The sequence below is a fragment of the Pantoea sp. SOD02 genome (assembly GCF_024707505.1).
In the GTDB taxonomy this organism is placed as follows: Bacteria; Pseudomonadota; Gammaproteobacteria; order Enterobacterales; family Enterobacteriaceae; genus Pantoea; species Pantoea symbiotica.
Genome location: NZ_CP102604.1, coordinates 2,402,303 through 2,417,161, shown reverse-complemented (window position 1 = coordinate 2,417,161; position 14,859 = coordinate 2,402,303). Strand labels below are relative to the sequence as shown.

The 14,859-nt window shown below is 55.7% G+C and carries 17 protein-coding genes; 11 read left to right on the top strand and 6 right to left on the bottom strand.

Features of this window, described 5'->3' with window-relative positions:
• Positions 1-203 precede the first annotated feature (203 nt).
• The 5 genes from NR302_RS11315 to NR302_RS11295 all read left to right on the top strand — a co-directional run bounded on the left by NR302_RS11315 (position 204) and on the right by NR302_RS11295 (position 4,543).
• A complete protein-coding gene (locus NR302_RS11315) occupies positions 204-1,415 on the top strand; it encodes a multidrug effflux MFS transporter (RefSeq protein WP_258143486.1) in 1,212 nt (403 codons plus the stop codon).
• Between the two features lie 18 nt (positions 1,416-1,433).
• The gene (locus NR302_RS11310; protein ID WP_258143485.1) at positions 1,434-2,078 is read left to right on the top strand and encodes a carboxymuconolactone decarboxylase family protein; all 645 of its coding nucleotides are present in this window, start codon (positions 1,434-1,436) and stop codon (positions 2,076-2,078) included.
• A gap of 37 nt (positions 2,079-2,115) precedes the next feature.
• Positions 2,116-3,159, top strand: coding sequence for an alpha/beta fold hydrolase (locus NR302_RS11305; protein ID WP_258145188.1), 1,044 nt, complete (start codon positions 2,116-2,118; stop codon positions 3,157-3,159).
• 118 nt (positions 3,160-3,277) lie between these two features.
• The gene (locus NR302_RS11300) at positions 3,278-4,129 is read left to right on the top strand and encodes an aldo/keto reductase (protein ID WP_258143484.1); all 852 of its coding nucleotides are present in this window, start codon (positions 3,278-3,280) and stop codon (positions 4,127-4,129) included.
• 135 nt (positions 4,130-4,264) lie between these two features.
• On the top strand, positions 4,265-4,543 hold the full coding sequence (locus tag NR302_RS11295; RefSeq protein ID WP_258143483.1) for a hypothetical protein: 279 nt from the start codon (positions 4,265-4,267) through the stop codon (positions 4,541-4,543).
• 43 nt (positions 4,544-4,586) lie between these two features.
• On the opposite strand, the gene NR302_RS11290 is transcribed toward NR302_RS11295, so the two are convergent.
• On the bottom strand, positions 4,587-4,796 hold the full coding sequence (locus NR302_RS11290) for a CsbD family protein (protein ID WP_008107582.1): 210 nt from the start codon (positions 4,794-4,796) through the stop codon (positions 4,587-4,589).
• Positions 4,797-5,081: 285 nt separating this feature from the next.
• Between NR302_RS11290 and NR302_RS11285 the strand changes: the two genes are divergently transcribed.
• Both NR302_RS11285 and NR302_RS11280 read left to right on the top strand, forming a co-directional pair.
• A complete protein-coding gene (locus tag NR302_RS11285; RefSeq protein ID WP_258143482.1) occupies positions 5,082-5,711 on the top strand; it encodes a TetR/AcrR family transcriptional regulator in 630 nt (209 codons plus the stop codon).
• Between the two features lie 61 nt (positions 5,712-5,772).
• The gene (locus NR302_RS11280; protein WP_008107586.1) at positions 5,773-5,976 is read left to right on the top strand and encodes a hypothetical protein; all 204 of its coding nucleotides are present in this window, start codon (positions 5,773-5,775) and stop codon (positions 5,974-5,976) included.
• 74 nt (positions 5,977-6,050) lie between these two features.
• Here the strand turns inward: NR302_RS11280 and NR302_RS11275 are convergent, their stop codons facing one another.
• From NR302_RS11275 to NR302_RS11260, 4 genes are read right to left on the bottom strand one after another with little or no spacing between them, the layout of a single operon-like run.
• Complete coding sequence (locus tag NR302_RS11275) at positions 6,051-7,364, bottom strand: MFS transporter (RefSeq protein WP_258143481.1); 1,314 nt, start codon at positions 7,362-7,364, stop codon at positions 6,051-6,053.
• Entirely contained in the window at positions 7,357-7,992 is a 636-nt protein-coding gene (locus NR302_RS11270) for a DUF4286 family protein (RefSeq protein ID WP_258143480.1), read from the bottom strand. The genes NR302_RS11275 and NR302_RS11270 overlap by 8 nt, the downstream gene beginning before the upstream one ends.
• Positions 7,993-7,994: 2 nt before the next feature.
• On the bottom strand, positions 7,995-9,338 hold the full coding sequence (locus NR302_RS11265) for an amidase (RefSeq protein WP_258143479.1): 1,344 nt from the start codon (positions 9,336-9,338) through the stop codon (positions 7,995-7,997).
• A gap of 7 nt (positions 9,339-9,345) precedes the next feature.
• Positions 9,346-10,026, bottom strand: a complete 681-nt coding sequence (locus tag NR302_RS11260) for a DUF2848 domain-containing protein (RefSeq protein WP_258143478.1) — start codon at positions 10,024-10,026, stop codon at positions 9,346-9,348.
• 115 nt (positions 10,027-10,141) lie between these two features.
• Here NR302_RS11260 and NR302_RS11255 point away from each other — a divergent pair, with 115 nt between their 5' ends.
• Complete coding sequence (locus NR302_RS11255) at positions 10,142-10,816, top strand: GntR family transcriptional regulator (RefSeq protein WP_258143477.1); 675 nt, start codon at positions 10,142-10,144, stop codon at positions 10,814-10,816.
• Here the strand turns inward: NR302_RS11255 and NR302_RS11250 are convergent.
• A complete protein-coding gene (locus NR302_RS11250) occupies positions 10,813-11,202 on the bottom strand; it encodes a cupin domain-containing protein (protein WP_258143476.1) in 390 nt (129 codons plus the stop codon). The genes NR302_RS11255 and NR302_RS11250 overlap by 4 nt on opposite strands.
• Positions 11,203-11,413: 211 nt before the next feature.
• Here NR302_RS11250 and NR302_RS11245 point away from each other — a divergent pair, with 211 nt between their 5' ends.
• From NR302_RS11245 to NR302_RS11235, 3 genes are read left to right on the top strand one after another with little or no spacing between them, the layout of a single operon-like run.
• On the top strand, positions 11,414-12,652 hold the full coding sequence (locus tag NR302_RS11245; protein ID WP_154156490.1) for an MFS transporter: 1,239 nt from the start codon (positions 11,414-11,416) through the stop codon (positions 12,650-12,652).
• 16 nt (positions 12,653-12,668) lie between these two features.
• On the top strand, positions 12,669-13,742 hold the full coding sequence (locus tag NR302_RS11240) for a sugar phosphate isomerase/epimerase (protein ID WP_258143474.1): 1,074 nt from the start codon (positions 12,669-12,671) through the stop codon (positions 13,740-13,742).
• 56 nt (positions 13,743-13,798) lie between these two features.
• Positions 13,799-14,779 carry a LacI family DNA-binding transcriptional regulator gene (locus NR302_RS11235; RefSeq protein ID WP_258143473.1) on the top strand — a complete coding sequence of 327 codons (981 nt, stop codon included), beginning with the start codon at positions 13,799-13,801 and terminating at the stop codon, positions 14,777-14,779.
• Positions 14,780-14,859 lie beyond the last annotated feature (80 nt).

Genomic DNA, 14,859 nt, shown 5'->3' with positions numbered 1-14,859 from the left:
GTAGGATGCGCATTCATGCGCACCTGGTTAAATGGTCGCCATAAATGGCGACCCTACGACAAACGGGTAGGGTTTTGTAGGGGCGCCATTTATGGCGACCTCTGATTAATGAATCAACCTCATAGACCCAATACTATTTCAGGCCATTATCTTCACAATCCCTTCCGCTAACATGGACGAATTCGATCTCTCTGGAATTCAACATGGATCACGCCTCAACGCGTACGCAATCCTTCACCGTCAAATCGAGCGGTTTGCCGTTTATTCTCATTCTGAGTGCGTTGATGGCGATCACCTCGCTATCCACGGATATCTATCTGCCCGCCATGCCGATCATGGCGCGCGAGCTGCACGGCGATGCGGAACTCACCATCACCGGCTTTCTTATCGGCTTCTGTATTGCCCAGCTGATTTGGGGGCCGTTGAGCGATCACTTCGGCCGTAAAACGCCGCTGTTTATTGGCCTGACGCTTTTTGTCATCGGCTCTGCAGGTTGTGCGCTCTCCACTGACATCACCCACATCGTGTTCTGGCGTGTGTTCCAGGCTTTAGGCGCTTGTACCGGACCGATGCTGGCGCGCGCCATGATTCGCGATCTGTTTGCTCGCTCGCGTGCTGCACAGATGCTCTCGACGCTGATGGTAATTATGGCGATTGCGCCGATTGCCGGGCCGCTGATGGGCGGCCAGATGATCCGCGTGACATCCTGGCATGCCATCTTCTGGCTTTTAGCGGCTATCGGCGGCGTGATGCTGATGTTGATCTGCTGGTTGCCGGAAACCTTGCCGCCGGAGAAAAGGGTAAAAGCCTCGCTGCCGGGCGCGTTTCGCAACTATTTCGCGCTGCTGAAAAATCGCCATTTCATGCGTTTTACCCTGTGCGTGGCGTGCTATTACGTCGCGGCCTACGCCTTTATTACCGGCTCGCCTTTTGTCTACATCTCTTACTTTGGCATCGATGCGCAGCACTATGGCTGGCTATTTGCGGTCAACGTGGTGGGTTTGATGGCGGTGAGCATGGTGAATCGACGTTTGGTGCATCGCTATCCGCTTGAGTCGCTACTGAAGTTTGCCGTGTTAACCGCCACCGTGGCAGCGCTGATCCTTGCGCTCTGCACCAAACTGCAGCTCGGCGGCATCGTGATGATCATTCTCTCGGTGTTCGTGTTCTTCTCGATGAACGGCATCATCGCGGCCACCTCAACGGCGGCGGCGATGGATGCGGTGCCGAATATGGCGGGTTCCGCCTCGGCGCTGATTGGCTCGCTGCAATACGGCAGCGGCATCATCTCGTCGTTGCTGCTGGCGCTGTTAAGTGACGGCACGCCGTGGACCATGGGCTGGATTATCGCGCTGTTTACCGTGGCGAGCGCGGTAATGGCGATCCGCGGCGCCACGGCAAAGTCGCACCACTAAAACGAGGATAACTTTCATATGAAGACGTCAACAATGCAGTCTGAAACGCTCTCTGCACGTCAACAAGCCATTCCGCTGATGGCGGCGTTTATGGCAACCAGCAACATGGAAAAACTGGATGCGGCGCTTAATCAGGGGCTTGACGCCGGATTAACGGTAAACGAAGCCAAAGAAATTCTGGTGCAGCTGTATGCCTACACCGGTTTCCCGCGCAGTCTCAACGCGCTGAGCGCGCTGATGAAAGTCACGGAAGCGCGCAAGCAGCGCGGCATTAAGGATGAAATCGGCAAAGAGCCGACGCAGCCGGTTCCGGTGGGCGATGCGCTGCGTCAGCTGGGCACCGACAACCAGACCAAAATTTCTGGCGCACCGGTGCAAGGACCACTTTTCGACTTCGCACCGGTGATCAATCAGTTCCTGCAAACCCATCTGTTTGGCGATATTTTTGCCCGTGACAACCTTGACTGGCAAAGCCGCGAGCTGGCTACGGTGGGCGCATTGGCCGCCACGCCGGGAGCAGAATCGCAGCTGCTGTCACATACGCGCGCCAGCTTGCGCGTAGGGATCACGCGCGGCCAGTTGCAGCAGCTGGCGGACATGTTGCGCGCCAATGGGGAAGTTGAGGCGGCGGATCGCGCGGAAAGTGCATTGCAGGCGATATAAGCTAGCAGAGGAAAGATTTTTGAAAAATTCACTCAAAATCTGCAGCATCTGTCTGCTGGCGACCAGCTTTATCGTCGCCGCGCAGTCGGAGCCTTTAGTGATTCAGGAACAAGGTAGTTTTGCGGCGGGCGGCACGGTGATAACCGCGCCAGGGCAATTCGATGCCAAAAAGCCGCTGGATGCCGTAGGCCAGACTTATCATGGCGATCACGCGGCGGTGTTTTATCAAATTCCGCCACATGCGCATAAATATCCCATCGTGATGCTGCACGGTGCCGGACAGTTTTCCCGCACCTGGGAAAGCACGCCGGATGGCCGCGAAGGCTTCCAGAACCTCTTTCTACGGCGCGGATTTGCCACTTATCTGGTCGATCAGCCGCGTCGCGGTAGCGCCGGTCGCAGCACGGTAGAAAGCACGCTAACGCCGAAACCGGATGAGCAGCTGTGGTTCAATCAGTTTCGCCTCGGCGTGTGGCCCACCTTCTTCAAAGGCGTGCAGTTCTCACAGGATAAAGAGGCGCTGAACCAATACTTCCGCCAGATGACGCCGAATACCGGGCCGTTTGACGTCAATGTGATTTCGGATGCGCTGTCCGCCGTGGTCGATAAAAGCGGTCCCGCTATTCTGTTTACCCATTCGCAGGGCGGCGGACCAGGCTGGTACACCGCGATGAAAAACAGCAAGGTCAAATCCATCGTCGCCTTTGAACCGGGTAGCGGCTTTGTGTTTCCAGAAAATGAATTACCGCCAGCAATGCCCAGCGCGTTCGATACGCTGAAGGGTGAACCGGTGGCGCTGGATAAGTTTATGGCGCTGACCAAAATTCCTATTCTGATCTTCTATGGAGATAACATCCCGGATAAACCCAGCGCCATGCCGGCGCAGGACAGCTGGCGCGTAAGGCTGGCAATGGCGCGCCAGTGGCGAGATGTGGTGAATAAACACGGTGGCGATGTGCAGGTGATTCATCTGCCGGAAATCGGCATTAAAGGCAACACTCATTTCCCGTTCTCCGACCTGAATAACGTACAGATCGCCGATCAGGTCAGCCTGTTTTTGCAGCAGAAGCATCTGCAATAGCTCAACGGCAGGGTTTGTTGATTGATGAATACAACTAATAAACCCTAGCTGATTACCGGATCTAATCAAATCAATGCGGTGGCGTTATGCTTTTGGAAACTCTCAAAAGGATAACGCCATGCAAACTATAAAACTCAATAACGGCCTCGATATGCCTCTGCTGGGCTTTGGTGTGTTTCAGATGACCGATGCCGCTGAGTGCGAGCGTGCGGTAATCGACGCCATTGAAACCGGTTATCGCCTGATCGATACCGCCGCCTCCTACCAAAACGAAACTCAGGTCGGCAATGCCCTCAAGCAGAGCGGCATCGCGCGCGATGAGCTGTTCGTCACTACCAAATTGTGGCTGCAGGACACTAATTATGAAGGTGCCAAAGCGCAGTTTGAGCGCTCACTCAATCGCCTGCAGATGGATTATGTCGATCTCTATCTGATTCACCAGCCGTACGGCGATGTGCACGGCGCGTGGCGTGCGATGGAAGAGTTGCAGCAGGCGGGCAAGATCAAAGCGATTGGCGTCAGCAACTTCCAGCCGGATCGCCTGGCGGATCTCATCGCTTTCAACAAGATTGTTCCGGCAGTCAATCAGGTGGAAGTCAATCCGTTCAACCAACAACTGCACGCTGTGCCGTGGATGAAGAGTCGCAACATTCAGCCCGAAGCCTGGGCGCCGTTTGCGGAAGGCAGAAATGGTTTATTCCAGCATCCGCTACTGACGGCGATTGGCGAAAAATATGGCAAGAGCGTGGGTCAGGTGGTTCTGCGCTGGATCTTCCAGCGCGGCATCGTGTCGCTAGCGAAATCGGTGCGCAAAGAACGCATGGCAGAAAATATCAACGTGTTGGATTTTGAACTGAACGACGCAGAGATGCAGCAAATTACCGCGCTGGATAGCGCGACCAGCGCTTTCTTCTCGCACCGCGATCCCGCAATGGTCGAGTGGCTGACCGGCCGCAAACTCGACGTTTAATGCCTAACGCTTCATGTCGATGCATTTTCGATTGCATCGACATTTTTTTATATTTGACGTTTTTTTCTCAGTGGGTATGCTCAGCCACGTCAGGATCCCCCAGCCAGGGTTGGTTGAGACGGTTACAGAGAGCCCATGAAAAACAGTAATGATAAACAGCTATGCGACATCACGATTGGTGATGCGGTGCTTGAATTATTTAATCAGGATGCACCGGTCTCGCGCACCACGCTGCTCGCGCAATTAGAGAAGATGATTCATGCCGGTGATACGGTGGAAGATGTGCGAGTCGCCAGACTGGCTTTAGAGTTGGTGAAGAGCAGCAGCACAGCCGACAACGCCGAGAAATCTGAAGAAAACGTGATGAGCTTTATGGCGAAAAACGTTGCGGCGGATGACTCCACCAAGCACTGATCGTTGCATGCCGGACACCGGTTGTCCGGCATAACGTCAGGATTTACCAGTGGAACTTATTCGAATCTTCCCACTCTTTGACTTCTTTCTCCGCACGGTCTTTTTCATAACCGTAGCGTTCCTGGATTTTACCGACCAGCTGATCGCGTTTTCCTTCGACCACGGTCATATCATCATCAGTCAGGTCGCCCCATTTTTCCTTCACTTTCCCTTTGAACTGCTTCCAGTTGCCGCTAATACGATCTTCGTTCATGTCGAACTCCCTGGTTAGTGGTTACTGTGTGCTCGCCTTTGCTGGCCTGATGCCAGCGGGTGCATTAATTCTGGCACAGGATTTGCGCTTTGCCTGGCAGGGCTGTGAGCTGACTCGAAGATTTGAAATTGCGTGAGGTGGAGCGGTAATAAAGGCAGGCTTTACAAGCTAACTTATTGCTCTATAAAGCATTATGCTTACCTGGCTATACATGCAGTGGTTTGTTGCGATATAGTAACCGCCGATAAGACATTTCCGTCAACTTTTGGAAACCCGCATTACCCAATGCCATCCGCTATGAGCAAAACGCAAACCACCGACACGAAAAGCAGAGAGCGTGGCCGCCCAAGAGAGTTCGATATCGAACAGGCTCTGGACAAAGCCATGATCGTTTTTCGTCAAAAGGGTTTTCATGCCGCTTCTCTGAATGATTTGGGCGAGGCGATGGGGCTGACGGCGGGCAGCATCTACAAGGCTTTCAAAGATAAGCGCAGCCTGTTTCTGCTGGTGTTTGAACGCTACCTTTCGGTGCGCAATGCCGATCTGCGTCAGCGTCTGGCGCAGTTCACCACCGGCCGCGAGAAGCTCAGCGAGCTGCTGCAGTTTTACCTCGATTCCGCGCGGGCGGTGGAAGGTCGCACCGGCTGTTTAGTGGTGGGCAGCGCGGTGGAGCTACAGGTGCTGGATGACGATCTCTCGCAACTGGTCAGTGAAGCGGTCATACGCAATAAAAACTTCCTCGCCTCGTTACTCAAACAGGGCCAGGAAGATGGATCGGTCACGCCCAATCTGGATGTTGATACCGCCGCAGGATTGATCCTCTGTATCGCCTTTGGCATGCGCGTTGTGGGCAAGATCACGGATGTAAAAGATGAACCTGAGACCATCAAGTTAGTAATGAAGCTGCTGGACTAAAATTTGTCTAATTAGGAGGCGGATACTTCCTAAATAAGCGAAGCGTAAAGCCGGAGGGCAAGTGAAAGACGAAGATTCAGATATTACGGAAGAGATTCGCGCATTGGTGGGAAGGGTGGTGACTCGTATCCTTCGTCCTGATGAAGCGCTTACCGTTCAGGAACTTATTGGCGCGTTGTATCGCCTGAGTTTGCGTTCCACCGATAGCAAAACCAAAGTTGCCTGCGATAAAGCCATTCGTATTCTGGCGAAAAAACTGCACTAATAGGGTCGCGCGTGCCGCGCCTTGTTGTTCTCCTCTGCTGAAGTCTGGCAATCCCTCGCCAAACACCTGTCTGATTAAAGCGGGCGATGCGCGGTCTCTTTCGCCTTCCACAGCGCAAATAGCGTGATCAGCAACGCCAGGCTGACATACAGCGATACCCACATCGTGCTGCCCATCTCTTTATACAAGGTCGTAATGATTAAGGGCGCAAAGCCGCCGCCGATGATGCCCGCCAGCGTGTAAGCCAGTGACGATCCGGCGTAGCGTACGTGGCTGGGGAACTGCTCGGTGACAAATGCCGCCTGCGGTCCGTACATCACCGCGTGAATCAGCAAGCCGCCAATCACCGCCAGCACGATTAGCACCGGCTGTGAGCTATCCAGCAGCACAAAGAACACAAACGACCAGACGATCGCCAGCAGCGCCCCGGCAATGTAAACCGGACGACGGCCGAGCTTGTCGGAGAGCGCGCCGAACATCGGCACCGTGATGGCATTGCCGATCGCACCGAGCATGGTGGCCATCAACGCCAGCGGACGCGGCAGCTGCAGCACCGTGGTGACGTAAGTGAGAGTGAACACCACCACCAGCGCATACAGTACGTCGGAACCAATGCGTGAACCGCCCGCGATCAGTAGCTCGCGCGGATAGCGCACAAACACCTCTTTGAGCGGCGTATGCGTGGTTTTCTCCGCCTGCTGCATCGCGACAAAGGTTGGGGTCTCTTCCACGCCGCGACGCAGCCATAAACCAAACATCACCAGCAGCAGACTGAGCAGGAACGGAATGCGCCATCCCCATTCCTGGAATTGCTCACCGCTCAACGCCACCGTCACCAGCGTGATAAATCCGGTACCAATCAAGGTACCGCACGATGGACCCACCTGTGCAAACGAGGCGTTTCGACCACGCTTGTTGGCATCGCCATGCTCCATCGACAGCAACACCGCACCAGCCCATTCGCCGCCTAATGCAATGCCCTGAATAAAGCGCAAGGCCACCAACAGCACCGGACTCCAGATGCCCCACACCGCATAGCCGGGCAGCAGGCCCATCAGCGCGGTGGTGACGCCCATAATCACTAATGTGGTGATCAATACCGCTTTGCGCCCGGCGACATCGCCGAGATGACCAAAGATAAAGCCGCCCACCGGACGGGAGATGTAGCCGACCGCATAGGTGGAAAACGCCAGAATAGTGCCGACCAGCGGATCGAAGCTGGGGAAAAACACGTGGTTAAACACCAGCGCCGCCATGATGTTGTAGACCGTGAAGTCATACCACTCCAGCGCGGTACCGATGGAGCTGGCCGCCGCGAGACGACCGGTTTTGCTGTGGCTGGCGCGCGCGCCGGAAGCGTGCGGCAACGTTGAGTCGGTATTAGCCATGAGCCATCTCCTGTTTGGTTAACTGCCAGCTGAGGGAGTAGAGCTGTACATCCGCGTTGAGCGCCTGCGCGGCATCTGCGGCAAGGGTTTTACACACCTGCGCGTCTCGGCAGGTCAGCAGCAGCATTGGATGCATAGATCGCGTCGCGCTGGTTTCCCGTGGCAGCGGCGAGCTCAGCGTGGTGTCAGGCGTCAGCAAACGTGAGGCGATGTAGCCCGGCGTTTGCTGCACGCTGTTTTGCCAGTTGCCCAGCGATGCAACATCTGTACCGGCTTTCAACGTCAGCACCGCCAGATGGCTGCCGCTGCCTTGTCCATGCTGGTGTGAAATTGCGCACACGCGGCGCATCGGATTGACCATCTTGTTGAGATTCTTCACCGACCATTCGGTCTGGCGCGTGAAGGCGGCGTGATAATCCGCGCTGGTAAAGGCTTCCAGCGATGCGGTTTCGTACAGGCCGAGATATTTGCGTTCCGCATCCACCGCCTGATAACGCGTACCGCTGAGAAAGCCGCTGATCGCCACGCGCTCTTCAACGTGTTCGTGGTCGTACCATTGGTTGAAATCCGCTTCATCTGCAGCATCGATATTGGTGGCGACAAACAGCATGCCGTGGGGTTGAGTCATGATCAGCTACTCCGTTTCAGGGTGGTTTCAATCGCGGCAGCCCAGCTGAGTAACGCAGCATCGTTGCCATGGGTGGAAGAGAGCATCAGGCCAACCGGCGCAGCGCCGGGCTGATGACAAGGCAGAGAAATTGAACAGCCATCCAGCATGTTGATCACGCTGGTGTTGCGCAGCATCAGCAGATTGACCTGCATATAACGCGCGGGATCCTCGAGTTCGGCCAGCGTCGGGGCGATCAGCGGCACCGTCGGCATCAATATGCCGTCGAAGGGCGCAACCGCCTGCTCGACGCGCTGTTTCCAGTCGGCGCGCAGCTGGTAAAGTTCGGCGGCATCCTCTTCATTCAGCAAACTGCCGCGTTGAATGCGCGTCAGAACCTGCGGATCGTAAGCTTCCGGCTCAGATTGGGCGTAATGCTGATGCCATTGCCAGGCTTCCCACGCGGTAATGCCGCCGCGCGCGTTGATGGTGTCGAGTTCCGCCAGCTCTTGCAGCGGCAGCTCGGTGATTTTCACGCCCTGCGCGCGCAGCACATCAAGTGCGCGCAGCCAGGCGGCGCTGACGTATTCGTCAAGGCCAGCCAGCACACGCGTCTGCGGGATGACGAAATGCGCCTCCGACAGATTCCGATCATCGATCTCCAGCGGCCGATCGGCGATAACGCTATCGAGCAGCCAGCAGCTGCGCACGTCGTGGGCGATTACACCGATGCTATCGAGCGACGCCGCCAGCGGCAGCGTACCGCGTTGATCGATGCGGCTGGCGCTGGGTTTAAAACCGGTTAATCCGCACAGCGCCGCTGGAATGCGCACCGAACCGCCGGTATCGGTGCCAATGGCTGCCAGGCACATGCCATCGCTCACCGCCACCGCCGCACCGGAAGAGGAACCGCCAGGAATGCGCTGCTGCGCACGCTGCCAAGGATTAGCGGGCGTGCCGTAATGCGGATTGACGCCGAGGCCAGTGAAGGCGAACTCGCTCATATTGGTTTTGCCAACGATGGCGGCACCGGCCTGCTGCAGTCGATCAACTAAGCTGGCATTCGCCGTGGCTTGGCTGGCATTGCTCAGCAAGCGGGAACCGGCAGTGGTCACTTCTCCGGCGACATCGAACAGATCTTTGATGCTGATAGGCAGACCATCAATCGCGCTGCGTGGCTGTTGCTGCTGCCAGCGCGCGCCGGCTTGTGAGGCCTGCTGCTGCACATCTGTGGCATAAACTTTGGTGAAGACGCGCTTGCCTTCTCCGCTTTCCGCCGCGATGGCACGCAGCGCATCCTGGGTCAGGATTTCAGGGCTGGTTTGCCCGGCGAGCAGCTGCTGGCTCGCTTGCCATAACGTTGTCATAGAAACCTCAGGCAATAACCGGCAGCGAGCCAGTGATGTAGGTGTGTTCCAACGTGCGATTCAGCACCGGATCGTGCAGCGCCATGCGGAATTCACTCGATGGACGAATCCCGCCAATGGCGCTGAGCGTGCCGCACGACATGGCGAAACCTTCCTCGACCTGGCCTGCGGCAAAATAGCGGCTTAGCAGATCGAGCGGCGTCAGCAGCGAGGAGAGGGCGCCTTGCTGATAAGTCACCCAGTCGCCGTTGACGTTGATCCAGGCATGCAGCTCCAGTTGATCCCAGTGCGCTTTGACTTCGGACATGCGCCATGCGTGACCGGCCACCGGTTTGATGCACGCCTGTTTCGATAGCGCCACGCTGAAAGTTTCCAGATGGCGATCGGTGTGATCGGAAATCAGCGAAACCCAATATTCGCCGCGATGGAAAAACACAAATGGTTCGGCTTCACCGGACGTCTGATCGCCGACCACTTCCAGTTGCGTTTGCTGACTTAATTGATTGGTCGCAACGCGGTAAAACAGCGGCACTGCACCAGGAGCGGGCACGCCGAGCGCTTCGAGTTCCCTGATATGGTGCAGCACCGCTTCCTGATCGCGTCCAACCCAGCCCGCGATAACAAATTGATTAACCTCAACATCCAGTACTGCCGCATCGGCGTAATCTGTCGTAAATCGTAATTGCATGGGATAAATCTCCGGTTGAGAAATGCGTGTGAAATTTCACTGTGATTTCAATCTAGCCATTTTCATGCCAGGTTTTTGTGTAATATGTCTCAGTTACCTAATAAGGATTTGCGCGATGAGTAATGTGATGGCTGAAAATGTGAGCTCGACGACGACACCGAAGAGCATTTCGCTAAATGAGCGCGCTTATCTGGCGTTCAAGCACCGGCTGATCACGCTGCGCTACAAACCGGGCGACTATCTCAATATCGCGCAGGTGATGGATGACCTTGAGATGGGCAGAACGCCGGTGAATCAGGCGGTGCATCGGCTGGAGACGGAAGGGCTGTTGCAGATCATCCCGCGCAAGGGCGTGATGGTGTCTCCGCTGTCGATTGATGATGCGCTGGAGTTAATTGAGGTGCGTCTGGTGAATGAGGCGCTGTGCTTGCGGCTGGCTTCGCAGCGGGTCAATGCGGCGCAAATCGCCTATTTGCGGGAAATGAATCAGCGCATTGCCCATGCCAGCGCCTCACGCGATCGCGAACAGATGATGCTGCTGGACCGCGAATTTCATCAGGTGCTGGCGGATATCGCCGCCAATGGTCGTCTGGCCGATATTCTCAGCATTATCCACGCGCAGGCGCAGCGTTTCTGGGCCACCACGCTTTCCAGCGCTGCGCACATGAACGAAGTGATCGCCGAACACGAAGCGATCATTGCCGCGCTGGAGCAGGGAAATGCCGAACAGGCGGAAGAGGCGGCGCGGGTGCATATCTATTCGTTTAAGCAGGCGCTGCTGAATAATTAATACTCCGCTTCTTCACCCGGAAGCGGAATGGAGAGATCCATACCTTCAGCCCCGGCATAGAAAATGATCAGCTCGGCAGGCTGGTCGGTGGTGAAGCCGCGATGGGCAATGTCGATGGATTCATTAAAAGCTTCGCCTGCGTTGAAGGTTTTAGTCTCGCCGCCTGCTTTGTCCTCGATGGTGAGCGAGCCCGATAAAACATAGGCTGTGTTGGGCATCGGATGCGTATGCCACGGCAGCTCGGAATGCGCAGGAATCGTCATCTTCATTACGGTGATCTCAGGCTTACCGACGGGATAGTGTTCAATATGCTGGCCGTTCCATGCATGCCCGCTTTGCAGCAACGTTTCCGCACTGTTTTCATGCTTGTTATCGGCACCTTTCATCTTATTCCCCTGAATAGTCATTAAAATCTCTCCCGCACAGGATAGTGCAAATCTGCAAGGCTGCGCGCGCTCACTTCAAATACAAGTCGATCGATCAACGCCTAGACGCTTGTAAAAGAATTGTGATCGGTCACCAAGAACTGCTTAAAGTAATCGATTACTTTTAGCTTCTCTGTGGAATGTAATCGATTTCTTTTGGCGTGAGGTCAGCATGGTTTCGACAACTACAGGTTCTGAAATCGCGGTGAGACAGCAGCGTCTGTTGATTCCCCGCTTGTCATTAATGATGTTCATGCAGTTTTTCATTTGGGGAAGCTGGTCCGTTACGCTCGGGCTGGTGATGACGCAACACAACATGTCATTGCTAATCGGTGATGCCTTTTCGGCGGGGCCGATCGCCTCGATTCTGTCGCCGTTTGTATTGGGCATGTTGGTCGACCGCTTCTTTCCTTCGCAGAAGGTGATGGCGGTAATGAACCTGGCGGGCGCGGTGATCTTATGGTTTGTCCCGGCCGCGCTGGTGGCCGAAAACGGTGCGCTGCTGATTGGATTGCTGTTTGGCTACACGCTCTGTTTTATGCCGACGCTGGCGCTCTCCAACAACATCGCTTTTCATAGCCTGGCCAGCAGTGACAAAAGTTTTCCGGTAGTACGGGTGTTTGGCACCATTGGTTGGATTGTGGCGGGCATCTTTATCGGTGTCACCGGCATCGCCTCCAGCACCGGGATTTTCACTCTGGCCGCGATTTGTTCCGTGGCGCTAGCGATCTACAGCCTAACGCTACCGCATACGCCAGCACCGGCGAAAGGTATGCCGTTAAAAGTGCGCGATCTGTTCTGCGCGGATGCCTTCGCGCTGCTGAAAATTCGTCACTTCTTCGTGTTTGCGCTCTGCGCCACCTTGATCTCCATCCCGCTCGGCACCTATTACGCCTACACCGCATCCTGGCTGGCGGATGCGGGCGTGAGTAACGTCAGTACCGCGATGTCTTTTGGTCAGATGTCAGAAATATTCTTCATGCTGGTGATTCCGCTGCTGTTCCGCCGCCTCGGCGTCAAATACATGTTGCTGGTCGGCATGGTGGCGTGGTTTGTGCGTTACGCGCTGTTCGCCATGGGCATGAACGATGAAAGCCGCGCACTGATATACATGGGTATTCTGCTGCACGGTGTCTGTTACGACTTCTTCTTTGTGGTCGGCTTTATCTACACCGATCGCATCGCTGGGGAAAAAGTGAAAGGGCAGGCGCAAAGCATGGTGGTGATGTTCACCTATGGAATCGGCATGCTGCTGGGCTCGCAGATCTCCGGCGCACTCTACAACCGCCTGATTGCCGGACAAGGCACGGCGCAAAACTGGGCAACATTCTGGTGGATCCCCGCGATTGCGGCGGCGGTGATCGCCGTTCTTTTCCTCTTCACCTTTAAATACCGGGATGAAGAGGTTTGATTGACTGGAGGTGTACGTGAAAACGGTAAAAGGACCTGGAATTTTTCTCGCGCAGTTTATTGGCGCGCAGCCACCGTTTAATTCGCTGGAAGGGCTGGCGCAATGGGCTTCTGCGCTCGGTTATAAGGCGTTACAAGTGCCTTGTAATCACCCGAAGATTTTTGATCTGCCGCGCGCTGCAACCAGTCAAACCTATTGCGATGAAGTGACAGGTTTACTGGCGAACTACGGCGTGCAGATCAGTGAATTATCGACGCACCTGGAAGGCCAGCTGATTGCTGTTCACCCAGCGCACGATGTCGCCTTCGATGGCTTCGCACCCGCCGCCTTGCGCGGCGACAATGAAAAGCGCACCGCATGGGCGATTCAGACGGTGAAGCTGGCGGCAGCCGCGTCGGCCAGGTTAGGATTGCAGGCCCACGCGACCTTCTCCGGTTCGTTGGCCTGGCCGTATCTCTATCCGTGGCCGCCGCACAATCCTCAGCTATTGAGTGAAGCTTTCTCAGAGCTGGCGCGGCGCTGGTTGCCGGTGCTCGACGAGTTTGACCGCTACGGCATTGATGTCTGTTACGAGATTCATCCCGGTGAGGATCTGCATGATGGCGTGACGTTTGAACGCTTCCTGGCGTTGGTGAACCATCATCCGCGCTGCAACATCTTGTTCGATCCCAGCCACTTGCACTTGCAACATATCGACTATCTGCAGTTCATCGATATCTACCATCAGCGCATCAAAGCGTTTCACGTTAAAGATGCCGAGTATCTGCCGAACGGACGCAGCGGCGTGTATGGCGGTTATCAGCGCTGGATAGATCGTGCCGGTCGCTTTCGCTCACCCGGTGACGGGCAGATCGATTTCCCGTCCATTTTCAGCAAATTGGCGCAGTACGATTATGACGGCTGGGCGGTGCTTGAGTGGGAATGTTGTCTGAAAGAGGCGGAAACCGGCGCGCGCGAGGGGGCTGAGTTTATTCGTCGCCACATCATTCCGGTGGCCGATCGGGCATTCGATGACTTCGCCGCACAACCGCAGCAAGCGGCCAGCATCCGCGCGCAGCTCGGGTTGAGCGCGGCAGAGTCGCACGATTAAGGTGGGCGCGGATTTATGGTAGCCTCCGTTGTATCTGACTGAGCAAGAGTTCAAGCATGTCCATCCAAAAAATCGCCCGCTTAGCGGGCGTTTCTGTGGCGACAGTTTCACGGGTGCTGAATAACAGCGACACGGTAAAAGCGCAGAATCGTGAGAAAGTCCTGCAAGCCATTAAAGTGAGTAATTACCAGCCAAATTTGTTAGCACGTCAGTTGCGCACTGCACGTAGCTCAATGATTCTCGTTATGGTGTCAGATATCTCCAATCCCTTCTGCGCCGAGTTGGTAAAAGGCATTGAGGAGCAGGCGGAGAAGAACCGCTATCGCATTCTGTTGTGTAATTCTGGATCAGACATCGAACGCTCCCGCTCCAGTTTGCAATTGCTGGCCGGTAAAATGGTGGATGGCATTATCACCATGGATGCATTCAGTAAGTTGCCAGAGCTGGCACAGCTGATTGGCGAAACGCCGTGGGTGCAGTGCGCGGAATACGCCGATGCCGGGGATGTTTCCTGCGTCGGCATTGATGATGTGCAGGCATCAAAGCACGTGGTGGCATATCTGGCGAGCAGGGGACGACAGCGTATTGCGTTAATCAACCACGATCTCAGCTATAAATATGCGCAGCTGCGACAGGCGGGTTATCAGCAGCAACTTAGCCAGGAAGCGCGCAGCTGGCAGGCCATCACTTACGCCACCGATCTGAGTTTTAATGCCGGTAAACAGGCGATGGAAAGCTTGCTGGCAGCGCCCGAGCGTCCAGATGCCGTGTTCGCGGTGTCGGATACATTAGCGGCGGGCGCGCTTTCAGCCATTCACGCCGCCGGACTGCGCGTACCGCAGGATATTGCGGTGACCGGATTTGATGGCACCGACCTCGCCGAAATGGTCACGCCACCACTGAGCACGCTGGCGCAGCCGTCGCGCGATATGGGGCGCAAAGCGTTCGATTTGCTGCTGAATAAGATCGACCAGCCTGGTTCGCCGGCTCAACGCATTATGATGGACTGGCACTTTGTGGTGCGTGCCAGTACTTGATGGGGCACTTGCGGATAGATTCTACGTTGCCGAAGAGGGTGCTAGACGGTGTAATAATGCTCTGCGGATCGCCAGGCGTG